Below are 25,434 nucleotides of genomic sequence, written 5' to 3' on the forward strand. Positions count from 1 at the left end.
TGGAGCACTGGCCGGACACGACCTCCCAGCGGTCGAACACGTTGTCGTTCCCGGGAATGGCGTATATCCTGGAGGTGTCGGTATCGATGACTCTGCTGTAGGACTGGACCCCGGCAAACAGTATTCCCGTCCCCAGGGAGTCAACATACGCCGTTCCGTTGCCTGAATGCGTAACATCCAGGGTATAGGTACGGGCGACCCTGACGGTTACGGAATCCTTCATGTTGGCGTTGGGATAGTTGCCCGCATAGATTAAGAAATAGTTCTTTGTATGGGGTTGCGTCCTGATGTAGCAATATCGACTTCTGTCAAGAGTAGTTCGACAATCCCTGGTAACATTAAAGGGGGTGGATACCGAGCTGGGGGGATTTACATCGCTGAAAGTGGAGTCATAATAAAAAGGCAATTGGCCTAACGTCTGTTGATATGTAAATACAATCACATACTGGCTCCCCTCGCCGGATTCGAAATACATGCGGATACCGTAAATCGAATACAGGGGGATGATGGCGCTGCTTTGGTTGATGTAGAGTTTGGTGGTCGTTTCGGACAATTCGGTGACAGGCAAGTTTCGAGTCACCCTCCTGATGACGACAGGGTCGGACGACGGGATGAAGCCGGTCGAGTCCTCGGTCTCGTCGACGAAGGTTCCCGTTCCGGAGACGATTTCCCACTTGACGAAGTTCTCGCCGACCTGGAGGCTCTTCCGGGATGTGACGGAAAGCGTATCGCCGACATTCACGTTATAGGGATTGGGATCGCCTTCGATTGTAACACTTGCGTTCGCACTCGTAGCAAGTGCTAACAAAAAGAATAAAATCTTTATAGACTTCCCCACCACAATCCTCTCCATCAATCCAACAACATCGAAAATGAAATTGCAGACAAAATATATAATTTATTTTCAACAAGAGTACATTTTTTTCTCAAATTTTAAAATGGCGAAATTCGTCAAATTTCGGCATTGTGTTGCATTTTCACCATTTTTTTGTATATTTGGACCCAACCACTAATGACTGGGGGTGATCTGGTTTCGACAGGGTCGCCGAAGTGTTAGTTGCAAGCCGAGGTCTCAGACGGGGGCACTCGTTAAAAAGTCTGAAAAAAAATAAGTGCTGACGAAAACTACGCACTCGCTGCCTAATTAACGGCAACGCCGGGCCTCATTCCGCTCCCATCGGGATGTACGTCCGGACGCAATATGGGATAGGATTCTCGCATGCCTGGGGCTAGAGTCCGAGATTCACTAGGCTGGTCAAACTCTGCGCCGACCTTCTTGGGCGTGGATAAGACGAGACCTTAAATGCGAAGGGAAAGCTTGTAGGAATGGACATGGAAGTGATTTTGGACAGGGGTTCGACTCCCCTCACCTCCACGAATACTCTCAATACAGAATCCCCGGCTTATAAAGCCGGGGATATTTTTGGGGGTAGGAGGAATTGAAACTCAAATAAAAAAGAACACCCGTGCTAGCGCAGCACGAAAGTTCCTCTCAAAAAACAATCCAAATCATGGCTTAAAACGCCAGTAAAATAAAATCCCATACTAAAACAATCCTTACTACGTCTATAAATATACAAAAATCACCCGGCGGGTGGGCCGGGTGGATAATTTTCAGGGGAATGGACTACTGGTAGTGGTCCAGCTGGCGCGGGGGCCTAGGCGTGAAGCTGCGTACCGGAGCGTTCAATGTCGAAAAGGCGACGCAAATACTCCGTTTTGGCAGGGTCGCGTTCATCGGGGAGCGTGAGCGGGCCCATCGACAAGGCCACCAGGATAGAGCCCGGATAGTTGTTGACACGCTTGATGAAATCGCTTTCGGACACGCCTTCGGTGTAGAAATCCACGACGAACGTATCCCAGTCGTCGGCCTCGATCTGTTCGAGAGCTTCGGCCTCGGTGGCGACGGCCTTGAGGGTCGCCCCCATGAGGAGGTCAGACAGCACCTCGAGGCAGGCGTTCCGGCGAGCCTCGTCCTCTTCCCAAATCAGGATGCGGCGGTCGCTGTAGTCACGGACCTGCGGGACAAAACCTTCTTCGGGATCCTCGTCGAATTTCTCGAGGGCAGCCTCGTCCATTTCGTCGTCGTTTTCAAATTCGTCTTCAAATTCTTCTTTCAGCATAGTGCCTTAAATATAGTAAAAATCTCACTTGCGGACAACTTTCACCACCGGGGCAGCGCCAGCAGCCGTCGCACGGACAATGTACACGCCCTTGGGCATACGGTCTGGCACGACGAACCCGTTCGACGTGCCAAGGCAGTTGCCGTTCAAGTCAAAAACCGCATAGCTTGCAGAAGTAACGCCAGGCACCGACGGGGCCAGAACAATTCCCACTGTCCCCGACGAATCTCCCACGGCCGACGTGTCCGCGGCCGACGCCGTATCCGACGCAGCCGTCGAATCCGCCGTAACCGTCGAATCGGGTTTATCCCCGCCGCCAACCTCCCCCGCCCGTGCCTTCCGCACCTTGAGGCTAGTCGCCATGAAGTCTACCACAAACGTCCCGTCGGACTCCGGAGCGATAACGACGCCGCCCTGTTCCACGACGGCGTCTTCCCCGACACCTTGCGTATCGATTTTCACGCGCAGCAGCACCTTCTCGGGCATGTGCTCGTCTGGGATTTTCCAACTGACCGTAAACCCGTCATCTGCCGCGACCGATTCTGCCGCATCGATGACGAAATGCGCCCGGTAGTAGGCCGAAACCGTACCAAAACTCGCCGTCCAGAGTTTGTTTTCAATGGCGCGTTGCATAATTTTCTTGATATCGCCAGGATTGATGGAGTAATCGTCCCCCGTATCGTCGGTGACGCCGTGGTTCAGCACCACAAGCCAGGAGCCGCCCGTCACCTGAACATCCCACGGATTTGCGCCACTAAAATCGCCGATAAAGGCCGCCGTGTCCATCGCCGAAAGCATTTCGGGCAAGGTTGCCCCGGAGCGCGTCCAAATCTTTGCCTGGATATTGAACATCTCGGGTTGCGTTTCCCACATGTTGCGCCCGTGCCAGCCACAGTTGCGATTGTTGAAGTGGCGTTTGGCAATAATTTTCTGTACAGATTCGTTTGTTTCGCAGAACGGGGCCGCAAAAGACACCACTTTGACCTTCGCCCCGGCCGATTCGAGCGTTTTTTCGATAGTCCCTGCAAAATCCACGATTTCGCTGTTCAGTTCCGACTCGCTCTGCCCCGTCATGTGGCCATGCGACTGCGTGTGGTTCCCGATTTCGTGACCCGCGTTGGCCAGAGCCGCAAAACCGGCCGCATTCCCTTGCAGCCCATTGCTCATGTTAGTGACAAAAAAAGTCACTTTAACACTAGAAAGTTCTTCGAGGATGGGTTTCAGGTTGTCTATCTGGTTCTTGAGCGCATCGTCGAAAGTAAAACTCACCGCCCCCACGTAGCCGTTCCAAGGCACCGTCTTGACCGGACCGGCCCAAACGAAAGCGAAACAAAGGCACACCAGCGCAAAAATCGCGGCAACCGGATTATTCTTGTACATAAAACCATCCTTAATCTGTCGTCACATAATATAGCTATCCACGAAGGATTATTTTCTGCGAAAATTCCATGCCAAAACATATTTTAGCGACAGCACGAAAAAATAAGTTATATATTTAAAATACAACGACTTACTTGTTGATACGTTTCTTTTGAGATAGGGGGCTATGTGGCGGCTTTTTTTAGAAAAATCTTGTATTTGCTTGCTTTTATTGCGGTTACCGCCTCTGCGACGGTTACAATAGAAGGGGATACAACGCGCTACAACGCCTCCGCCGGCGATACGCTCTCCATTGCCGCCAGGAAAAAACTCAACGTAGGTGAAAACTTCGTCAAATGGGAGCTCGTCTCTGGAGCGGGAGTATTCACCGATGAAACCGCAGATTCCTCTGGATTTATCCTGGCTTCGAACGACGCGACAATCAAGATGGTCACCCAGACCCTCCCTATTTACGAACTTACCGACCAGCCGACAAAATTCATTTTTTACAAGAACAGCGTCAAGATTACCGCAGCCTCGCTATATGGCATTCGGGTAAAATACAAAGCCAACGAAGGTGGGCTATATGCACTTGTCTACAAAACGAGCCAGCCCACTTCGGTCCTTTATTTCGCCGGGGATTCCACTTTTACCAAAAGCACCACTAAAGAAAACTGCATTTATACGAACTCAAGAGAAGTGAAGTGCATTTTCAGTGCGCAGCCCAACAGCAGCAATTACTACTGCAACGCTCTCGCCTATTACCCCAATCACGACATGAAGGATTCAAACTTCCTTTGGGTTCTTAAGGCAAACACCGTAACAACGTCTTTCTCAGGGAACGGAGCGGCTTACGTCGATTCGTCTAGCCGAGCCGTTTTATCGAACAGCCGAATTATAGAACTCGACACGACCAGAATTTACGCCGTCGCAGATTCGAACAATATTTTTGACCACTGGGAAGTCACTTCGGGCACATGCTCTATTTTGGACAGCAAGAAGGATACAACAAAAATTTATGACGTAAAGACCGACTGCAAAATAAAGGCCGTATTCAATCCGGGCCCGATTTACACGATCACCAATGTTCCTGTCGGTTACAACTTTGCAGACAACTTGTACGCAAAGCGTGTCACCAGCGGGCATATCGGAGTCCGGTTCACTTTTACAGCGCCCAGCGCCGGTTCTTACACCTTTGTCGCATCGAACGATTTTTTGAGCGATTCCTTATATTACTTCCGGTACACGAGCACCGATTACAAGACGATTTCTTATTCCAAGAAATTCCGCGGGACATTAAGCGAAACTGTGACGCTCACACAAGGGCAGGTCGTATCTATCATCGTCGGCAGACCCAATAAAAAAGAAAACCCGTTCTATATCAGCTACGCCACGCAAGCGTACAGCATCGCTCTCCGCTCTGACGGGAACGGGAAGGTGACTCCGGACAGCGGGTACGCAACAGCCTTCGCCGGAGCAAAGTACACCATCGCCGCAGAGGCAAGCGACGGTTACCGTTTTTCTGATTGGCAAATCGTAGCAGGCACCCCTGTAATCGAAGACGCCGAAGCCCCAAACACGTATATCACGACATCGGCCAATGCCGAACTGAAAGCAAGGTTCAAACAGAGCTCCGTGTACCCGCTCACCAAGGCAAAGCAGACTTTCAACTTCCAGAAAAACTACTACAGAGAATCGACTCATTCAACAATCCGTTTCAGCTGGACTCCTCCCGATACTGCCACCTACCTAGTCAGTTTTGAGCCCATCGACCCAATCGGCGGCATTTTCAGCGATTACGGAACAGACTCGACGTTTGCAAAAGCACAATCCACAAGCGCAGTCAGCGGCATCACAAGTTTCACCGTGAAAGGCGCAGCCGGCGTCCCCCTTTATTTGACACTCCGGGATAGCGCCAACAACATCCCGAACAAGTCGTTCAAAGCCTGGATTTCGACGCCATACGTGTTGAACGTATTGACCGCCAAAGAAGGCTCCGTAAACCCGGCTGGCAAGGTGTACACCGCTCCGGGAGTCGAAACGATTCTCACCGCATGGCCCTACGGTGGATATAGGTTCAAATCCTGGGTGAACACCGAAGGCGACATGACAATTTCTTCCCCGAAGAATTCCAGAACGTCCGTGACCTTAATCGACTCGCTCTGTTCTGTAAAAGCCACCTTCACGAACGACGAATCGGCAGAACCTTTGCTAAACATTTCCAAGCTGGACATTAGCAACTACCCCGAAGTCTGCGCACAAATCTCTATTACAGACAAGAATTCCGGCCATTCCTTTTACGGGCTTGTTTCCGAAGATTTCACATTGACTCAAGATGGTAAAGCCATTCAGCCCCAAGTGACCAGTATAAACAACGTTACGGGCGTTTCTGTTGTGATTGTCGTCGACGAGAGCACCTCGATGCTAACGAACAACCGCATGGAAAAAGCAAAAGATGCCATTCGAGCCTTTATCAACGACATGGGCCCCTACGACAGGACATCTATTGTAGGGTTCAAGGGCGCTTTCAAGGTACAAGTGGATTCTGCCACAAAAGATTCTGTCTTAGTCGATTCCACCGTAGTCCACCAGACCATGACATCGAACAGGAGTTCATTGCTCCAGGCTGTCGATTCAATCAAGGGCGATGGCAAAATGACGAACATCATCACGGGAACCATCGTCGGTTTGGAACAAATCGTGAACGAGACCAACGCAACCGTGGTCATTGTCTTCTCCGATGGCGACAACAACAGCGGTTCGAGAGACATAAGAGGCACAATCGAACAAGCCAATACGAAAAAGACGCCCATCTATTCCATTGCGCTCGAGAGCGACAGCAAATACCCGCTGGCGAATTTGGCCGAAGGCACAGGCGGCACATTCTCGCTTGCAAGCGACGCTAGCGAACTGGCCGGTCTCTACGCCGGTATCCGCGACAACGTTTTGTCCCAATACGTAGTCTGCTACCAGACTCCCGACACAGTCCAGAACGGCGAAACGCACGACATTATCCTCAGCACAAAATTCAACAAAATCACTACGAAAGATTCGGCCCAATGGAGCGAAAAATCCATCCCACCGTCGATTACCCTTACCGAAAAAACGTGGGAACTTATCAAAAATTCCCAGGAATCCAATAACCCGCTCACCATCAGCGCCTACATAAGGACACAAGTCGGCATCAGTTACGCAAACCTGTATATGCGTACCGCCGGCACGACGGACATCTTTACGATATTTGCCCTGCAAAATGTACACGACAGCCTTTGGGAATTTACGGTTCCTGCAAACCTCGTCATTGCACCCGGCCTGGAGTTCTACATTATCGCGGGCGACAACCTCGGGCAAACCGGCAAGACCCCGAAGATTCAAAATCCATCCAAGGAGCCCTACACCATCTTTGTCGATAACGACATCCCCACCATCGAGCCTATTTCTATAGCATGCGAAGATTCGACGACAGACATAAAGTCTTTCATTTTCAATATCAAGGATAGCGACGGAATCGACAGCGTCGTGCTCTACTTCAGGGATTCGAAGATGATTTTCTTCCAAGAAGTGGCGCTCGCCTACTCCGCCAAAAAAGACTACTGGATTGTAGAATTCCCTGCCAACATCCGAGATTTTGACAGGCTCGATTACTACGTTCGTGTTACCGACGCGAGGGGCACATCGGTCCGCAACCCAAGCGAAAGGACACTCTCCACAGACGCTTGCCGCATCCATTACGTGGCCAACGACACAACCATTGCAGATACGACACTCGAAGATACAATCACGCCCTCGCCCCGCGACTCCATTGTGTACTCGCTCATTGCCGACACCGCCGAAATTTACGACAAGGATTTAGACGGCCACGCAGACTATGTGCGCATACACTTCAAAGAAGAACGCGACGACAATATCTCGAGCATCGACTCGGTGTTCTGGAATTCGAACCGTGGCGAATGGAGATTCGTCCCCGAAGGAATGATAAAGAAAAACCGCACAGACGGGAAATGGTTCGAGGGCTACATCAACACCCCGTACAAGTATGGCTTGACCAAGGCCGACTCCGTGCGCAAGCCCTTCCTCGGCTTTACAACGATCCATTCCGACAAGATGGAATATGTCATGCTCACCGACAAAGTCGGAGCTGTCCCCACAAAGGCAACCAAGAACCCCGGAAAGATGGGCCTTACGGAATACATGGACCCGAAAACGGATACACCGCCAGACACACTTATTGTCCGGCTCTCCGAACCGGTCACAAATATCGGCGACGAGAACGCCTGGGAAAAAATATTCCGCTACTCGACCTCTTGCAAAGACACGGCATCGCAACCTATCAGCCTCAAACATGCGCCACAAATCCGGGACAACGGGCAACAGTGGGTTCTCATCCTCGACGGTTATAACATCAATGCGGGCTTTTGCCTGTTCACCGACCCCGAAGCCCCCTACGAAGACCTTGTCGGGAACGCGCTCGGTCGCGGCGGTATCGAAATCGAAGGGAAAGACGGCATGTTCTACCTCGACGAAGTCAAGCCTGTGAAAGTGATCAGCGGCATAGGAAAAAATCAAGAATGGATACCGCCCGAAGGTTCCGATTGGGAAGCCCTCCCCGACAGCATATCGGCCATCAGCGTCAAGGCGAAATCTCCCTACACGGCCGAAGTCTACATTTTCGACGGAATCGCAACTTACGTGACGCATTTCGAGCAGAAATTCGGCTACAACGGCGAAATGGAAGACCCCAAGCGCGGCAATGCCAACGAAGCCGCCAAACTAGGATTCCTGCACTGGAACCAGCGTTCCGAGAAGGGGCGCAAGGTGGGTACGGGCATCTATATCTGGAAGATATTCTTCAAGTTCGAAGACGGCCACAAAGAAACAAGGACCGTCAAGACAGGCGTGTACCGGAAGAATCAAAAAAAAGGCCATTAGGGCAAACCTAATGGCACTCAAAAAAGCGATTTAATAGAAATTATTCAGAGGTCTGCTTGTAAATCTTGTCGCGAGAAACTTCGATATTCAGCGCAAGCATAAGCCCTATACGGAGCGAAGAAACCCTGAACTTGATGTCGTCATCCGTAAAGGATTTTTGCATCGAAGAATAATCGACACTGGCTTCCACCGTAAAGCCCATCGGCAAGACAACGCCCACGCCGCAATTGGCGAAGTAATTCAAGGGGCGTTCCCACCAGTTGCCGTCGAGCGTGACAGGAGCAAGATAGCCGCCCCTCACCGACAAGTAAGGCGAAACAATACTTTCCCTCACGATTCGGCCAAACGAGAGCACCGCCCACAGAGGGATAGACGCCGGAGCCGCCTCGGAACCATCACTTTGCTGCGCACTGCGGAAGCCAATACCGGCACCGTAACGCATCGGGCTGAATTCGGCCGAGAAAAGGGCCTCGATACCCGCCTCGATCACAAAATTTGTTTCCCATTCCTGTTCCGCAGCAATATCCATTGAATCCCTAGAAATGGTCGCATCGGTCGGGAAATAGAACTGACCAAAAGGTTTCAAGTCAAACGAGTGAGAAAAGCCGAACAAACAAAGGCTAATCAAAAGAAAAATTTTTTTATTCCAGGACAAATCTAAACCTCCAGTTCTTGTATAAGATAAGAAAAAAAATCCAATAAAAACAAACTCATCGAAAAAATTTACTGATTTTCCGCTTGTTCGAAAAATTTTTCACAACGGATTGTTCCCACAGGTCCGGTTCAACTTGACAAAAGCGTTTACCGGGTCGGCATAATTCCAGATTCCCCCGAGACTCGCGACCCCGGCGGGAGCCAGTTTTTTGAAGTCGTCCATCGAATCCACATCGACTCCGCCACTAAGAATCAACGCGGGCCGACGGTCAAGATTTTCGGAATCGAAGAATTTTCCAGCCAGTTCCAGGCCGAGCGTTTCGACAGCTTCAATTGCCGAAAAAGGCTGAAATACCGGCCCCACCAACGCCCCCGAAACCCATCCGGGCAAATGGAGATACTCGTCGACACTCGAGACACGGGCAACGCAATTTACGCGTTTCCAGCTTTCCGGGACATCCCCCGCCAACAGCCGCGCATCGCAAATGCAACCGCGCACATCAAGCCGTTCGGCCGTGTCTGGCGTACCCGCCAACCAAATACGGTCACGGCATTCCATCGGGAGCCCGAGCAGCCAACGTTCGTATTCATCGGTACCGGCACACCTGCCCGACCTAGAGCGTTTATCTAAAATCAGCCGCGTGAGCCCACGGCGGAACATTTCCTCGATATCGTCGTATTCCGAGGCAAAATCATCTGGAGATGTAATGACCCATAACCGCATACGCAAAATATAACAAAGATGCAAGTTTCACCCAATAAGTCCCCAAAACAACGCTAAGTGACCATTAAGCGCAAATTCTCAAATAAATTTAAACGAGGCTGAATACAGGAAGAATAGAGGGAATGTTACAAAATACTATTTTTGGGTTCGCTTATAGAGGTTTTATGAAGCTGAGCAAATACCCGAACGTTATTGCCTTCCTGATATTCGTCTTTTGCAGTATTTTTGTGCAAATGGGGTTGTTCGTCCACTTCCAGCGCTGGCTGTCGTTCTCGTTCGAGGGCTCCGCATTCTGGTGGCGCAGCATGCTTCTTCAGGTCGCCATCTTCTCGCCAAGCATTTTCATGATGCCGGCAGCAAGCTATTTCGCCGGACACTTCCGCAAGGGCCGTGTCATGGCCTGGTCGTCGGTGGGGATGGTTGCGGCCGTTATCGCCATCGTTGTTTGTTATGTGGCAGGCGCCGAATGGGTGGCCTACGGCCTGCTTGGTCTTTACGGCGTTTTCCTCGCCATCCTCACTCCGGCAAAGCTCGGTATCATGAAGGAGATGGTCGAAAGCGAAGATCTGGTGAAAATCAATGCCTGGTACATGGCCCTTTCTGTGCTCGGTACGGCAGGCGCAGCATTCTTTGCGATGGGCCTTTCCGGCAGGCCGGACTCCCCCGTCAGCATCGATCTCACCCTCTGGATTTACCTCGGACTGAGCGTTCTTGCTAGCATCTGCTGTTTCTGCATCAAGGTGGGAAAGATGCAGACGAAGCTCCGGATGCGCTCCTCCCGCCGTAACTTCGCGGCCACCTGGAGGCACCCCATCGTCCGTCTTTCCATCCTGGGCCTTTCCGCATTCTGGGGCGTAACGCAGATCTTCCTCATCCTCATCCAGAACATGACGGACATGCTCAACACGGCGGTCATCCCCATCTCGATGTTCATCGTCACCATGGGCTACGTGTTCGGATCGCTCTCCGCCAGTTGGGCATCCAAGGGCTTTGTCGAAACAGGCCTCATCCCGTTCTCGGCTGTAGCATCCTCCATCACCATGTTCGCGCTCCCCTTTGTACACAACGGCTGGCTGCAGGCGGCACTCTACGGCATCATCGGCTTCTGTGCCGGTTCCGCATTTGTCATCTTGCGCACGGTCATCCAGAACTTCACCCGGCCCGACACGGCAGGGCGCATCCACGCCGTTGCGAACATGATCCAGATGGCGTTCCTCGTGCTCGTCATGGGCGGACAGACACTGCTCCTGATATTCACGCCGGTGACGCTGGATTACTGCTTCATGATTCTGGCAGTCATCCTCGCCCTCAGCTTCATCATGAACCTCCGGCACACCCCGATGCCGCTTTTGCGCGCCGCGCTCCGTTTCGCATTCGCCTTCGTATTCCGCTACCGCGTCAAGGTCGTTGGCGTCCAGAACATTCCGGAATCGGGCCCGGTCATTCTCGTGGGCCCGCATTTCAGCTTTATCGACTGGGCCGTGCTGCAGATGACATCGCCCAGGCCGCTCCGCATTGCAAGCAACCGCAACACGTTCGCCGACTGGTACCAGCGCTGGTTCTCGCACGGAAAGTTCTTCATCAACATCAACCGTCGCGACCCCGCCCCCGCAATGGAGCGCATCCACGAAGCACTGAAGAAGGGCGAAGCCGTCGTCATCTTCCCCGAAGGCGAAGTTTCCAAGAAAGCGTTCATGTCGTCGTTCTCGCTCGACTATTCGAAGGCTTTCGAAGACACGAACGCCCCGGTAGTCCCGTTCTACATCCAAGGGCTGTGGGGCAGCCGCTACAGCCACGCCTCCGAAAGCGTGAACCGCCCGCAGGCATTCAACCGCGTCATCAGCGTCGGATACGGCAAGATGCTTCCGGCAAACACGCCCGAAGAGACCATCCACAAGGAACTGGAATTCCTGGGGACCGACATCTGGAACGTCGCGATGGACCATTCACAAACGATTGTCCCGCTCTGGTTCAAGGCGATGCGCAAGCGCCGTTTCCGCCCAATCCTCATTGACCCCGCAGGCAACCACGTGAACGGCTACGGCATGATCCGCCTTTGCCACTATTTCGGTCGCATCATCAAGTCCGCCACCAAGAGCGACAGGCACGTTGGCTTCATGTTGCCCACGAGCAGGGATGCCGCCCTCGGCATCATCTCGATTCTCGGCACAGGCAAGACTAGCGTGAACCTGAACTATTCCGCTCCGGTCGACACCATCCTCGGCTGCATCGACAAGGCCGACGTAAAAACGGTTGTCACGACGCACGCCTTCTTCGACAAGCTCTGCGCAAAGAACATCGCCTTCTCGCAGATTGCGGGCAAGTGCGCGATGATATACCTGGACGAAGAAGAAGCAAAGATTTCTACAGTAAGCAAGATCCTTTCGACAGCGATTATCATGGCCTGTCCGGGAGGACTCCTGCGCAGGCTCTGGTTCTCGGCAGCGAAGTTGAACGACGATGCCGTCATCCTGTTCAGTTCGGGTTCCGAAGGCACGCCCAAGGGTGTCGAGCTTACGCACAAGAACGTCATCTCGAATGCGCAGCAGGGTGACTACGTCATAAAGCTCTGCCGCACGGACGTCATGACGGCGCTGCTCCCGCTGTTCCATTCCTTCGGCTTTACGCTCACCTTCATCTTGCCGCTTTTGGACGGCGTGCCGATGGTGCTCTGCCCCGACCCGACCGACATCAAGACGCTCGCCCGCGTGTGCGCCCAGTACAAGACCACCATCATGATGGGTACGCCCACGTTCCTGCGCGCCATCGCCATCAACCGCTGGGTCCACCCGATGTGCCTTGATTCGCTGCGCTACATTATCGCCGGTGCCGAAAAGCTCCGCCCCGAAATGCGCGAAGCGTTCAAGCTCAAGTTCGGCAAGGACATTTACGAAGGTTACGGCTGCACGGAACTTACGCCGCTTACGACAATCAATGCGCCCAACGTGTTGCTCGACGACTTCCTCACAATGGAAAAATGCAGCGACCCCACAAGTATCGGGCTCCCGACCCCGGGTGCCGTATGCGCCATCATCGACCCCGAAACGAACGAATTCTTGCCGCAAGGCGCAGAGGGCATGCTTGTCGTGACCGGCCCGCAAGTGATGAAAGGTTATCTGAAAGACAAAGAAAAGACCGACAATGTCATCCTCAAAATCGATGGCCGCCGCTGGTACAAGACGGGCGACAAGTGCTCCATCACGAAGGACGGATTCGTGTTGATTCTCGGACGTTACAGCCGTTTCGCGAAACTCGGCGGAGAAATGATTTCGCTTACCGCCGTAGAACTCCGCATAGCCGAAACGAAGGTGCTCGAAGGTTCGGAATTTGCAGTGACGGCCGTTGCCGACTCGTCGAAGGGCGAACGTATCGTACTGCTGGTCAAGGGAGACCTCGATACCGAAGAAATTTCACGCAGTTTGCGCAAGTCGGGCATGCCTCCCCTGATGCTCCCCGGCTCGGTATTCTGCGTCAACGAAATTCCGAAGCTCGGTTCCGGGAAATGGGATTTCCCCGGAATGAAGAAGATGGCGACAGAACTCGAAGAGAACAAGAAAAAGACAACCTAATTTTTAAGACATGGGAATCGTAGAAATCATCATCATCGCAATTGTCGAAGCGATGGACTGTTTCGCAGTCGCCATCGCCACGGGGCTTTCCAAGTCGGGCATTCCTTACAGCCGGGCCATGCTCCAAGCGGTCAGTTTCGGCGTTTTCCAAGGCGTGATGACACTCCTCGGGTATTTTCTCGGCAGCTTTGCTGAACGCTGGTTCAACGCCATCGGGACTCCCATCGCCTGCACCATCCTCTGCATTTTAGGGGCGCGCATGATCTGGGGAGCCGTCCGCGGAGATACCGGCGAAGAAGAAGGTGAAAAAATCGCTGCGAAGAACCTCTCGATTACAAATATTCTTCTCCTTTCTGTGGCCACAAGCATCGACGCTTTTGCTGTAGGCATTTCGTTCGCCTTTGTGAATGCAAACATGGTCTTTGCCACATCGGCTATCGCGTTAGCAAGCTTTGCCATGGGAGTCATCGGTTACGAAGCTGGCCGCCATGCCGCAAAAAAATTCAAGACAAAAATCCCGGAGATTATCGCCGGGATTATTCTTATTGCAATCGGTATAAAATTGGTGGTTGCCGGTTAGGCTTCTATCCAGTCGCTGTAGCTCGCATCGCTGGGCATGCGCCAATCGGCGCGGGGCGAGAGCGAAATCGTACCGACCTTCGGGCCATCGGGAATGCAACTGCGCTTGAACTGCTGCGTAAAGAAACGACGCACGAAAACCTTGAGAGCTTTCTGCAATTCCTCTTCGGTGTATTTGCCCGCAAAGGCGTAATTTGCGAGGAACAAAAGTTTTTGCGGCGGCGCACCGTACTTTGCAAAATGGTATAGATAAAAATCGTGGATTTCGTAAGCGCCCAAGATGCTTTCGGTTTTCTGGGCAATCTGCCCGTGAGAATCGGCGGGCAAAAGTTCCGGCGAAACCGGCGTATCGAGGATATCGCGCAACACCGATGCAAGTTCTGCGGCCTTTTCTTCGTCGGCAGAGAATTTCCGGGCATGGTCCGCATACCAGTTCACGGCATGGCGCACGAGCGTTTTCGGAATATCGCAATTCACGGCATACATCGACATGTGATCGGCATTGTAAGTGCTCCAGCCGAGTGCAATTTCAGAAAGGTCGCCCGTACCAATGACGATTCCGTGTTCGCTGTTTGCAATATCCATCAAGATTTGTGTGCGTTCGCGGGCCTGTACATTCTCGTAGGTCACATCCAGTTTTTCTGGATCATGGCCGATGTCGGTAAAGTGTTGCAAGCAAGCCTTACGGATGTCGACGGTCCTGAGTTCTACGCCCAAAAGTTTCGCAAGGGAGGCCGCATTGTCATGAGTGCGTTTCGTCGTGCCAAATCCGGGCATCGTCAGTGCGAGAATTTGATTGGCGGGGCGCTTTAAAAGCTTGAACGTTTCTGCAACGACGAGCAATGCAAGCGTTGAATCGAGACCGCCCGAAAGCCCGATGACAGCGCGGGCAGAAAGCGACTCTTCGAGTCGCTTTGCAAGTCCTGCGCACTGGATATTGAATATCTCGGTGCAGGACTTGTCGCGAGTTTCGATAGATGCAGGCACAAACGGCGTCGGCGACACAAAACGGTACTTGAGGGAATCCGTCGAACGAATCCCCTCGAAACTCGCCGCCCGCGCATACACACTCCGGCCATCGAAATCCTGGAACGAGCCTTCGCTCAAGCGCAGCATGTTCATGCGTTCCACATCCACATCGGCGTAGATGATTGCGGATTCACGGCAGAACGGCTTGTTTTCGGCAATCATCGTCCCGTTCTCGGCAATCATCAGGTGCCCGCTAAAGACCATGTCTGTCGTGGATTCATAGACACCGGCAGAAGCGTAAACGTAAGCGGCCATGCAACGCGCCGACTGGCTCATCACCAAGTTACGGCGGTAATCGCGTTTGCCCACCAGCGCATCGCTTGCAGACAAATTCACAATCACGTTCGCTCCCGCCAAGGCCAGTTCTCCGCTCGGAGGGACTGCCGTCCACAAATCTTCGCAGAGTTCTACGCCCACGCGGATTTCGGAACCATTCCCCTTTACCGTAAAGAAGTTCGTCACCGGCACATAGCCAAAGCAATCCAGATGGCAACGGAGCGCACTGCCGCCTACTCCCCCACGCAGCAAGTCGCGGCCACTCGAGAAATGGCGCTTTTCGTAGAACTCGCGCTGGTTCGGCAAGTGGATCTTGGGCGTTACTGCAACGAGTTTACCCTTCTGCAAGAAGGCGCCGCAGTTGTAAAGGCCACCGAACATGCGGAGCGGGAGCCCCACCGCGATTACGACATCGCTATCGGCAAAGGCATTGGCAATTTTCTGCAAAGCTTCCAGACTCTTCTGGAGCAGCAGTTCCTGGTGGAAAAGGTCACTACAAGTGTAACCCGTGATGCATAGTTCCGGGAACACCACAAAACAGGCACTATTCTTGACAGCCTCGGTGGCGCATCGGATAATTTCGTCCGTATTATAGGCGATATTGGCGATTTTTAACGTCGGGCAAACCGACGCAAAGCGATAAAAACCAAACACTAGTGGCCTGACTTGATTCCGAGCTTGTTCATGCGGTAGTTCATCATGCGCGGGGACACGCCCAAATCGCGGCCTGCGGCAGAAAGGTTACCGTTATTGCGTTTGATGGCTTCGGTGATGATTTCACGTTCGTAATTGTTCAACATCACCTCAAGCGGAGCCACCTTCGTATTGTGCGAACCCGCCTGGCCCGTACTCAAGCTAGTCTGCAACGACGGAGGCAAGTTATAACTGTGAACACAGTCGTCGGTTGCCGTGAGCACCGCACGTTCCATGCAGTTTTCAAGTTCGCGCACGTTGCCCGGCCAATGGTAGCTCATGAGCAAGTTGATGGCCGTCGTCGAAAGGCGTTGCACCTTCTTGTTGTAACGCAAATTCATCTTTTCGATGAAGTGTTCCGCAAGCAAGATGATGTCGGATTTGCGCTTCGCCAAGTCGGGCATGGCAATCGGGAAAATGTTCAAGCGGTAGAAAAGGTCTTCGCGGAACTTGCCCTGCGCAATCAATTCTTCCAAGTTGCGGCTTGTGGCCGCCAAAAAACGCACGTCGGAATGCAATTCCTCGTTGCTGCCCACGCGACTGAAAGTGCGTTCTTGCAAGAAGCGCAACAACTTGACCTGCGTTTGCATCGTCAGGTCGCCAATTTCGTCGAGGAAGAGCGTGCCCCCGTTGGCCGCTTCGGCACGGCCGATACGGCGGTTCACCGCACCCGTAAAGGCGCCCTTCTCATGGCCGAAAAGCTCGCTTTCCACCAAGTTTTCGGGGAGAGCCGCACAGTTGAGCGTAATGAACGGCTTGTCCTTCCTTGCCGACAAATTCACAATGGCGCGGGCAATCATCTCTTTACCCGTACCGCTACCGCCGCGAATGAGGACGGTCGCATCGCTCGGGGCCACCTGGCGCACCTGTTCGTAAACAATCTGCATCTCGCGGCAGTTGCCCACAAGTTCGCCCGGGTTGTTCGAAAGCATATCGCGGAGTTTGCGGTTCTCTTCGAGCATAGCCTCGCGTTCGTTATGCAGTTCAATACATTCGTTCGCTGCATCGCCCGTGATATTGGCGATGATTTCGAGCAAGGCGACATCGCGGTCCAAATCCGTCGTCCCGTCTACGGGGCGGTCAATCGAGAGCGTACCGATCACCTGGCCGTCGTGAATCAACGGCACACAAATAAAAGCGACTTGAGATTCGTAATGGCGGCTCCCCGTGCGGTTCAGGAACCTGGAATCTTTGCGCAAATCAGGAATCACATGGCTAATGCCACGTTCGGCCACATGCCCCGTAATGCCTTCGCCCATGCGATAGGAACCACGCTGTTTTTCAGATTCGTCAAGCCCGCGTGACGCCTCGATTTTAAGAGTATCGCCAAAGAGCAGCGCAAAAGTGCCGCGCAACATGCCAAGTTCGGATTCCAGAATGCCCAATACGTTTTCAAGCAATTTCTCCACATTACGTTCGTGGATAATCGCGACGCTGATTTTCTGGACCACCGAAATTTCGGATCTTACAGGAGAAGGCATGGACATAAGATAGTAAATAGGAGATAGGGGTTGGGATTTAGGGGTTAGGATCTAAAGGTTAGAATCTAGGGGCTAGGATCTAGGGGCTAGGATCTAGGGGCTAGGATCTAGAGGCTAGAATCTAGGGACTAGGGGTTAGGGAGAAATTTCACGGCTCCGCCGTCTGTTACTAACGCACGAAGTGCGTGAATCTTATTCACTAGCCTCAAGTCTCTATTCTCTAGCCTCTTTTTACAATTTCTCCTTGATTCGCTGGAGTGCATTTTTCGTGCGTTCATAGTCACCGAAGGCGGTCAGGCGGAAATATCCTTCGCCACAGGGGCCAAATCCACTGCCCGGGGTGCCCACCACCTCGCACGTGGAGAGCAAGCGGTCGAAGAAGTCGAAGGACTTTTCGCCATCAGCGATTTTCCACCAGATGTACGGGGCATGTTCGCCGCCGAACACCGTGTAGCCCGCAGCCGTGAGTTCCTGGCGAATGACTTTCGCGGTGCGCATGTAACCGGCAATGACGTCCTTGGTTTGCTGCCAACCGATCGGAGAATAAATCGCTTCGGCGGCTCGCTGCGTCACGTAGTTCACGCCATTGAACTTGGTACACTGGCGGCGGTTCCACATGGCATGGAGCTTCGAAAGTTCGTGCGGGATGACCGTATAGGCGCAGCGCACGCCTGTGAAGCCGGCCGTCTTGCTGAAGCTGCGGAATTCGATGGCGCAAGTACGCGCTCCCGGAATCTCGAAAATGGAATGCGGCAGCGTTTCGTCCTGGATATAGCAGTTGTAGGCGCCGTCAAACAGAATCAACGCACCCGTCTCGTTCGCAAAGTCGACAAATTTCTGTAAAGTCTCGCGACTGAGAACCGTACCCGTCGGGTTGTTCGGGCTGCACAGGTAAATGAGCTGCACCGGATTCTTGGGCAAGTCCGGCTGGAAATTGTTCTCGGCAGTTGAAGCAAGGTAGGTCACCTCGGAGAAATGGCCGTCGGCCTGGAGCGTTCCGGTACGGCCTGCCATCACGTTGGAATCCAAATAGACCGGATAAACCGGGTCCGGAATGGCAATCTTTACATTTTCTGAAAAGAGCTCCTGGATGTTGGCCACATCGCACTTGGAACCATCACTCACGAAGATGTCGTTCGGGTCCATTTCGATACCGCGGGCGGTATATTCCCCACGGACGATGGCCTCGCGCAAAAAGTCATAGCCCTGTTCGGGGCCATAGCCGCGGAAGGTGTCCTTGACGGCCATCTCGTCGACAGCCTTGTGCATGGCGCTGATGACTTCGGGGATAAGCGGAGTCGTCACGTCACCGATACCCAGGCGGATGATGTCGGCCTCGGGATGCACGCCCTGGTATTCCTTGATTTTATGGGCGATGGTGGAGAAAAGGTAGCTGCCAGGCAGGCGGTCGTAGAAGGAGTTGATGTAGGATTCGTTCATAAGTTAGGGGATAGGATCTAGAGACTAGAATCTAGGGGGTTAATGGTTGGTGGTTAGGGGTTAGGGGTTAGAATCTAGGGGCTAGGATCTAGGGGATAGGATCTAGGGAGAAATATCACGGCTTCGCCGTCTTTTATTGACGCACAAAGTGCGTGATTCTTATTCTCTAGTCTCCCACCTAAAGGTGGCCATGCCCACATAAGTGCTAAAGCACTAAGTGGTCAAAGGTAGCCTCTATTCTCTAGCCTCTCATTACAATTTCTCCTTTGAAAACTTCTTGTGCGGGGCCGGTCATGAGGACGGGGCCGTCTTCTTCGTGCTTGATGTGGAGCGTTCCTCCGTCCAGTACGATGTCGGCCTCGGCGCCCACGCGGCCCGTGCGCTGGGCCGCAACGAGGGTTGCGCAGCTACCAGTGCCGCAGGCCATGGTGACGCCGCAACCCCGTTCCCAGACCCGCATGCGGATCTGGGTGGGCGCCACCACCTGCGCAAATTCAATATTGCACCTGTCGGGGAACTGCTTGTCGACCTCCAGGATGCTCCCCCACTTTTCCAGCTGGATCTTCTCGATGTCGTCGACGAAGATGACCGCATGCGGGTTGCCCATCGAGACCGTCTCGGCGGTAAAGTCGTAGCTGTCGGCGGTGAGCTTGATGGAGCCCAAGAAATTCCTCGGTTCTCCCATGTTGACGCACACGCGCCCATCGTCCAAAAGTGCAGGCTTCACCAGCCCGCTCTTGGTGTGCAAGTGAAATTCTTTTGTATCGCTTGATTTCGCAAGCCCGCGGCTGACAATGAACTTGGCTACGCAGCGAGTCGCATTCCCGCACATGGCCGCTTCTGAACCATCCGCATTGAAGATGCGCATCTCGAAATCGATGCCGTTCGCAACCGTCTTAGACGCGGGACCCACACCAGCCTTGTCAATGACTAAGCAGCCCTCGCCATCCATCGGAGTCACGATGACGACTCCATCGGCGCCGATGCCGAAACGGCGGTCACAGAGCCGAATGACGTTTTCTGTAAAACCTTTGCCGAAATCAGGAGTTTGCCCCGGTTCCAGGAGCACGAAATCGTTACCTAACCCGGTCCATTTTGAAAATTTCATAGGCATTTTTTCTCGCTACGCTTAATTTTGTTAGGCAATTAGCAAAGAACATGCCAACTTTACAAAAAATGTTAAACCAGCTAAATAGCGCTAAAAACGGCCATTTTGTAAAAATAGAGGCCGCTATCATTTACAATTTATGTAAAACAATATCCTTTCTTTTACATAAACTGTAAAACAAATCACCCTGGACATGGACCTTTATAACAAATCGATTTCCGTAAATTGGAAAAGCAGTATTTACAAGAATCCGCTTTTACAAACCTTTACTAAAGTCAAGCGTTTTCAACAACGAATCGAGCCGCCGGGTCAACTTGTTCGCTCCGGCCTTGCTTAAATGGTCCCGGTTGGCGGCCTCCTTGTCGGAATAGTCATGCGCCCCCATCTTGTTCTCGTCCATCAGATGGAAATAGGGGTTTACCAGCGCAAGGGAATCAAATCTTTGAATTATCGTTTCGGCCACGGAACGCTGAATTCCATACAGACCGAAACTCCCCGTCTTGCGGTATTGCGGAGACTGCGGGAATATAATCCCGATAAAGTGAATTTGTCTCTGCGCGCATTCATCTGCCAGGCGGATGATATCGTCTATCGCCGTATTGATATAAGCCATGCGCTCCGGGGTAACCATGGAATCCCCCAGCACCTCGACGCCGTCCTTTTTCCAGGACCCGGACGCAACGAGCGCCGCTCCACTCTTGGAGAACAAGTTCCTTATCTCGGCACTCGGGGCATAGGAGTATTCCACCCTCTCCGGCAAGTCGGGAGGGATACCGGTCTTCCAGAAATCATGATTTCTATCGTAGGTATAGCCGGGATAGATGATTACATTGTCCAAGTTATTCACTTCCGGGCGCCAATTATCAAAATCCAACGACAAAGCCATCGCCTTCAAATTACCCGAATGGTTCATCCCGTAATTCCTGGCAAAATACAGTTCGCGGTTCACGTCAACGCCCATGACACCCAAGTTAAGCATGTTCCATTCAGGGCTGACATCGGGATCCACACCCTGTTCCACGCGGGAACTTCCATAGACGATCACCTGCGACGTACCGATGTACTTCCAGAAGATTTCCATTTTCAGCCTGTATATCTCCCCCTCCCTAGAATAGAACGGAAGCAGATAGACTCCGGCACTGTCCAAGGACATCAGCGACGGGTCCGGAAGCGATACCGGACGAACCCACAAGTTGGGGTGCCAAAGTTCATCGCCATCGACAAGTTCCGTCAGATGGCCGTCCGCAAGGCTGACCAGCACCAGCTTCTCATGCGCTCCATCGGCATTGACCAAGGATGCAGCCACAAGACCCGAAGACGTGATTGAGGAATGAGGGATGTACGTCCACTCGGTATGGTCAAAGGAAAAGCCTATCGGAGCCGGAAGCATTTGTATGATATTCCCCGAGGCGTCGGCCACAAGGAGCTGCTCATGCGACCCGTAGCGATGCCCCACGATTCCCTGCCCCGTTTTCCCGCCAAAGTCAAGGAAGAGCGTGCGCTTTGTCCCGTCCTTGGAAAGGCTCACGTTGCAAGCCTGCTCCCCATTGTACCACACGAAATCGGCAGCCGCCTCCGCTCCGACCACATGCGCCCGGAGAAGCTGAGAACCCGTCACGGCAAGCAGGCCGTCCTCGCTCACCCCGCCATGGAAATTTCCGTCGTAAAGCTTGACCGGGATCCCGAACTGACCGTTCGTGAACGGGACCTGCCACGTACTGCGGGCCAGGAACTCAGCGTCATTCCTGTTGTTTCCGGCATCGGTCACGTAGACGATTACAGTATCGCCTTCCGGAGTGACCCTCCAGCGCGGGATAGCCGCCGACTCGACGTTCAACTTGACAAGGTTGCTCCCGGATGCGCTCAGGTTGCGGACGTACAGTTCGGACTTTCCTCCAACGCCCTCCGGCCGAGTACAAAAGGCGACCTTTTTCCCGTCGGGCGAAATTTCAGGATGGTAGGAGTCGATGGTATCGAGGATTTCAACGACTTCCACTTTAGACCCATCAAAATAGTCGATAAAGGCCAAATTTCCCGTCAGGTCATTCCGGAATACGAGCTTCACCTCGTAAGCGCCAGTAAGATTCTGTACCGCGAACGAATTCGCGATCACGGAAACATTCTTCGTGCTGTTTTTCTCATTCTTGTTCATCCGGACTGCATTCGGAATGGCTCCAAGAGCAAGGCGGAACCCCACATAGTCCGCACGCGTCGACGAAGTCACCGTATAGACATCGCCACGGCTGTACAAGGACATGGACTCAGCCGCATTGCGGAAACTGCCCCCCTTCAGGACTCTCTCGGCAAGGCCGCCCCCGTCAGACCCGCCGACATAGTTCACGAGCACCGTATCGCAGAAAGACCCGAGCCAATCGTTCGTCCACTCCATGACATTCCCGGCCATATCGCACAGGGACATCGACGGGATCTCTCCGGCAACATCTTGCGCCGTGCAGACGTTGTGCACACCGTATTCCGAATTGCCAGAATTCCACCCCTTGCCGGAATCCCAATTATTCTGGGCGGCGAACACCCATTCCGCCTCGGTCGGCAAGCGGTATCCCACCACCTCCGGGCGAAACGCCAGTTTTTCCAGGCCAACGCAATGTCCACCATTATCGTAGACGGCCCCCTTGTAGGTATAAGCCGTGTCGAAACCTTCCAGGCGGCTCCGGGCATTGGCAAACAAGACCACGTCATAATAGGTCACATTGTTGGCAGGGATCGAGTCGTTTTCGCAAGGCAGCCTGGCAATCCGGCCATTTCCAACATCCATGAAATCGACAAACGAGTTGTATTCCCCGCAGGTCACCTCGTGCCGGCCCATCGAAAAATCGTACGAGAAACCAACGCTCATTTGAGGCTGTTCCGATTTCTTCGCCGCAGGCAGATTCGTCCCCAGCACGACCACCGCGCCATTCGACGCCATTTTTACCATCTCCGAACGCAGCACGTTCACGGCCTCGACCGCCGAAGAAGAAGGCTGGCCCCATTCAATAGAGGACGAAGAAAAAACAAAATCCAGGCTGGATGAACTTGATTCGACGAATTCCACGGGAACAGCCGTGCCGCTCTCATCCTCGGAAGAACAAGAAGCTATCGCCATAGCGATCAGCAATATGAAAAGGCGACCTACCATCTACCCCCGGCTGGGCCCCAAAACTTTTGAAATATATTTTTTTTACAATATAGTGTAAATAGGGGGATTAGGCAAGTCTCGGTTTACCTGTCCATCCGAGTTTTTCGCGGAGAGCACCCACGAATCCCGTATGGCGCATGCGGATGAACGTCGTCACAGAGGCACTCTCGCTCAAAGTCACATGTTCACCTTGTTTCATCTCGACAAAGCTACGCCCATCAAAGACGAGGTCCAGCGAGCCGTCTACGGCCGACTTGATTTGCATCTTCTTATCGGTCAGCGAAAGCACGAGGGGGCGCACCGAAAGACTGCTCGGGGCAACAGGGGTCAGCACCACGGCAGGAGTATTCGGATGGATAATCGGTCCGCCCGCAGCCAGATTATAGGCCGTCGAGCCGGTCGGAGTCGAAATCAGCAGGGAATCGGCCCAGTACTCGGTAAGTTGGGTGCCGTTGTAAGCCACGTTCACGTTCACCATGCGTTCGGGCATGTGCGGGCGGATGTGGAGTTCGTTCAAAACCGTCTGCCGGGCAATGCACTTCTTGCCGCGATAGACAGCGACATCGATCATCATGCGTTCGCGGGTCGAAAAATCCCCGGCCAGCAAATCGTCAAGCGTTTTCGTGAGGCCTTCCACGCGGGATTCAGCCAAGAACCCGACGCGACCTACGTTCACGCCGAGAATGGGCGTATTGTGGCCGAGCGCGATATGCGCCGCCGAAAGCACCGTGCCGTCGCCGCCAATGGCAAGGAGCATGTCCATCTTGTGGAGCTCGGCCTGCTTGACCGCGACAATCGGCTTCTTGATGAGGGCCCCAAGCGTATTGATGGCGCAGAATTTTATTTCAGGATGCTCCTTCGCCCAGGCACAAACCTGTTCCAGAGCAAGGACAAGATCCGCACTCTTGTCTTTGAATCCGACAATGCCTATCCTTTTGAACGGAGTTTTCATGCGCCCTCCTTTTCAGAATTTTCCTGGACCAGCACACTCTTGAGTTTGTCGACAATTCCCGGGAAGCACTGTTCCACAACCTCGACATGACCGACAGGTTCATCGTTCTGGATAGCCAGCGAAAGCACCGTAAGCGCGAGGCCGACCTGCGGCCACTCGCCGCCATCGAAATCGCTACCGTTGACGATATTTTCCATGCCGCGAATGACAATGCCGTCGTCGTAAACACCAACTTCGACGCCTGTCTTGCGCAGGTTCTCGGCCAAGAACTCGTTTACCGGCCGGATTTGCTCGCGCACTTCCTTGGGCAAACGGAGAATCGTCTCGCCACCCGCAAAACAGGCCGCCACCGAGAGCAACGCGTACTCCTCAAGCGATGTCGAAATAATTTCTTCGGAAAAGCGGCGGCCTTGCAAGCGTTTGCCTGCAGCGAGCGGGCGGATTTCCAAATCCCCGAACACGTCACCGAACTTTTCGCGGCGAGAGACCGTCTCGATATTGGCTCCCATGCGCTTGAGGCAACCGAACGCCCCTGCACGTCCGCCGTTCAGGTCGACATTCTTGACCTTCACGACCGTATCTTTATGGACGCCGCCGACCGTCACGAGCAAGGCAATCGCAAATGCTTCTGTCGAATCGCCGGGAATGTAATAATCGCGGGCGGTAATCACCTTCGTCTCCGAAAGTTCCGTTGCCTGAGTGCGTTCAATCTTTTTCCCTTGGGCCATCATCAAACGGCGTTCAAATTCGCTCAGCTGTTCCATGCCACGGCCTTCGTACTTGAGCGCTACGCCGAAGTACTGGAGCATACGTGTCAACTGGTCGCGCACCACGGAAGCTTCTTCGAATGCGAGGTATTCGCTACGGACAAGCGTGCGCAAAAGCAGGCGGTTTCGCATGATGTAAGGAACGTTGCCCAAAGAATCCTTGCGGATAGGCGGTTCCGCCATGTCGAAACAAAAGGCGAACCTGGCCGGTTCGTCGGCCTGCACATTCACCTTGAAATATTTCAGGAGCAAAGCCTTGGCGGCATTCACGGACGCAATGCCCGCTTCGTCACCATCGGCAGCGAAAGTATAAACCGTATCGCAGGACTTGCTTGCAAGCGTCCACAGAAGCACGCTTTCGTATTCCGGGAAATCAATCGGGAGCAGCGTCGGCACGGAATACTGGAACCCCTTTCCCGACACAACCAATTGGTGCCCCTGCTGTTCGTACTCGAGACCGAATTCCTTCAATGTAGCGGCAAAGCGCTCGGCACCCGTTGCCCAGGCGAAATCCTCGAAGACGGTGCGCCCATTCACGAGCAGCGCCATGAGGAGAGCTAGTTTTGTGCGTTCGCGGTCCGGGTTAATCAACAAATCCATTTCAAACAATCT

At 53.2% G+C, this 25,434-nt stretch carries 15 protein-coding genes and 1 other RNA gene; 4 read left to right on the plus strand and 12 right to left on the minus strand.

Annotation, left to right across the window (positions count from 1 at the left end):
• Positions 1 to 808, minus strand: an 808-nt coding sequence (locus tag Q0Y46_RS10920; protein ID WP_297947345.1) for a hypothetical protein, incomplete at its 3' end; no start/stop codon positions are given.
• Positions 809 to 1,018: 210 nt separating this feature from the next.
• On the opposite strand from Q0Y46_RS10920, the gene ssrA reads away from it, so the two are divergent.
• Positions 1,019 to 1,378: a transfer-messenger RNA gene (gene ssrA / locus Q0Y46_RS10925) on the plus strand.
• Between the two features lie 280 nt (positions 1,379 to 1,658).
• On the opposite strand, the gene Q0Y46_RS10930 is transcribed toward ssrA, so the two are convergent.
• Both Q0Y46_RS10930 and Q0Y46_RS10935 read right to left on the minus strand, forming a co-directional pair.
• The gene (locus Q0Y46_RS10930) at positions 1,659 to 2,123 is read right to left on the minus strand and encodes a hypothetical protein (RefSeq protein WP_295681334.1); all 465 of its coding nucleotides are present in this window, start codon (positions 2,121 to 2,123) and stop codon (positions 1,659 to 1,661) included.
• Positions 2,124 to 2,147: 24 nt separating this feature from the next.
• Positions 2,148 to 3,503, minus strand: coding sequence for a polysaccharide deacetylase family protein (locus Q0Y46_RS10935; protein WP_297947347.1), 1,356 nt, complete (start codon positions 3,501 to 3,503; stop codon positions 2,148 to 2,150).
• Positions 3,504 to 3,701: 198 nt separating this feature from the next.
• Here Q0Y46_RS10935 and Q0Y46_RS10940 point away from each other — a divergent pair, with 198 nt between their 5' ends.
• A complete protein-coding gene (locus Q0Y46_RS10940) occupies positions 3,702 to 8,411 on the plus strand; it encodes a VWA domain-containing protein (RefSeq protein ID WP_297947349.1) in 4,710 nt (1,569 codons plus the stop codon).
• 40 nt (positions 8,412 to 8,451) lie between these two features.
• Here the strand turns inward: Q0Y46_RS10940 and Q0Y46_RS10945 are convergent, their stop codons facing one another.
• Entirely contained in the window at positions 8,452 to 9,039 is a 588-nt protein-coding gene (locus Q0Y46_RS10945) for a hypothetical protein (RefSeq protein ID WP_297947351.1), read from the minus strand.
• Between the two features lie 126 nt (positions 9,040 to 9,165).
• Positions 9,166 to 9,789: a hypothetical protein gene (locus tag Q0Y46_RS10950; RefSeq protein WP_295681325.1), complete on the minus strand. Its 624-nt coding sequence runs from the start codon at positions 9,787 to 9,789 to the stop codon at positions 9,166 to 9,168.
• 164 nt (positions 9,790 to 9,953) lie between these two features.
• Here Q0Y46_RS10950 and Q0Y46_RS10955 point away from each other — a divergent pair, with 164 nt between their 5' ends.
• Positions 9,954 to 13,358 carry an MFS transporter gene (locus tag Q0Y46_RS10955; RefSeq protein ID WP_295681322.1) on the plus strand — a complete coding sequence of 1,135 codons (3,405 nt, stop codon included), beginning with the start codon at positions 9,954 to 9,956 and terminating at the stop codon, positions 13,356 to 13,358.
• A 10-nt stretch (positions 13,359 to 13,368) separates the two neighbouring features.
• On the plus strand, positions 13,369 to 13,938 hold the full coding sequence (locus Q0Y46_RS10960; RefSeq protein ID WP_297947353.1) for a manganese efflux pump: 570 nt from the start codon (positions 13,369 to 13,371) through the stop codon (positions 13,936 to 13,938).
• On the opposite strand, the gene Q0Y46_RS10965 is transcribed toward Q0Y46_RS10960, so the two are convergent.
• The 7 genes from Q0Y46_RS10965 to Q0Y46_RS10995 form a co-directional block, all read right to left on the minus strand.
• The gene (locus tag Q0Y46_RS10965; protein WP_295681318.1) at positions 13,935 to 15,896 is read right to left on the minus strand and encodes an NAD(+) synthase; all 1,962 of its coding nucleotides are present in this window, start codon (positions 15,894 to 15,896) and stop codon (positions 13,935 to 13,937) included. The genes Q0Y46_RS10960 and Q0Y46_RS10965 overlap by 4 nt on opposite strands.
• Positions 15,896 to 17,422, minus strand: a complete 1,527-nt coding sequence (locus Q0Y46_RS10970; protein WP_297947356.1) for a sigma 54-interacting transcriptional regulator — start codon at positions 17,420 to 17,422, stop codon at positions 15,896 to 15,898. Before Q0Y46_RS10970 ends, Q0Y46_RS10965 begins: the two co-directional genes overlap by 1 nt.
• Positions 17,423 to 17,647: 225 nt before the next feature.
• Positions 17,648 to 18,856: an LL-diaminopimelate aminotransferase gene (locus Q0Y46_RS10975; RefSeq protein WP_297947358.1), complete on the minus strand. Its 1,209-nt coding sequence runs from the start codon at positions 18,854 to 18,856 to the stop codon at positions 17,648 to 17,650.
• A 241-nt stretch (positions 18,857 to 19,097) separates the two neighbouring features.
• Positions 19,098 to 19,964, minus strand: a complete 867-nt coding sequence (gene dapF, locus Q0Y46_RS10980; RefSeq protein ID WP_297947360.1) for a diaminopimelate epimerase — start codon at positions 19,962 to 19,964, stop codon at positions 19,098 to 19,100.
• 256 nt (positions 19,965 to 20,220) lie between these two features.
• Positions 20,221 to 23,070 (minus strand): TIGR02171 family protein, encoded by a 2,850-nt coding sequence (locus Q0Y46_RS10985; RefSeq protein WP_297947362.1) that lies wholly within the window; start codon positions 23,068 to 23,070, stop codon positions 20,221 to 20,223.
• Positions 23,071 to 23,170: 100 nt separating this feature from the next.
• Complete coding sequence (locus tag Q0Y46_RS10990) at positions 23,171 to 24,055, minus strand: NAD(+)/NADH kinase (RefSeq protein ID WP_297947365.1); 885 nt, start codon at positions 24,053 to 24,055, stop codon at positions 23,171 to 23,173.
• Positions 24,052 to 25,422 carry a 3-phosphoshikimate 1-carboxyvinyltransferase gene (locus tag Q0Y46_RS10995; protein WP_297947367.1) on the minus strand — a complete coding sequence of 457 codons (1,371 nt, stop codon included), beginning with the start codon at positions 25,420 to 25,422 and terminating at the stop codon, positions 24,052 to 24,054. Before Q0Y46_RS10995 ends, Q0Y46_RS10990 begins: the two co-directional genes overlap by 4 nt.
• Positions 25,423 to 25,434 lie beyond the last annotated feature (12 nt).

Source organism: uncultured Fibrobacter sp., assembly GCF_947305105.1.
In the GTDB taxonomy this organism is placed as follows: Bacteria; Fibrobacterota; Fibrobacteria; order Fibrobacterales; family Fibrobacteraceae; genus Fibrobacter.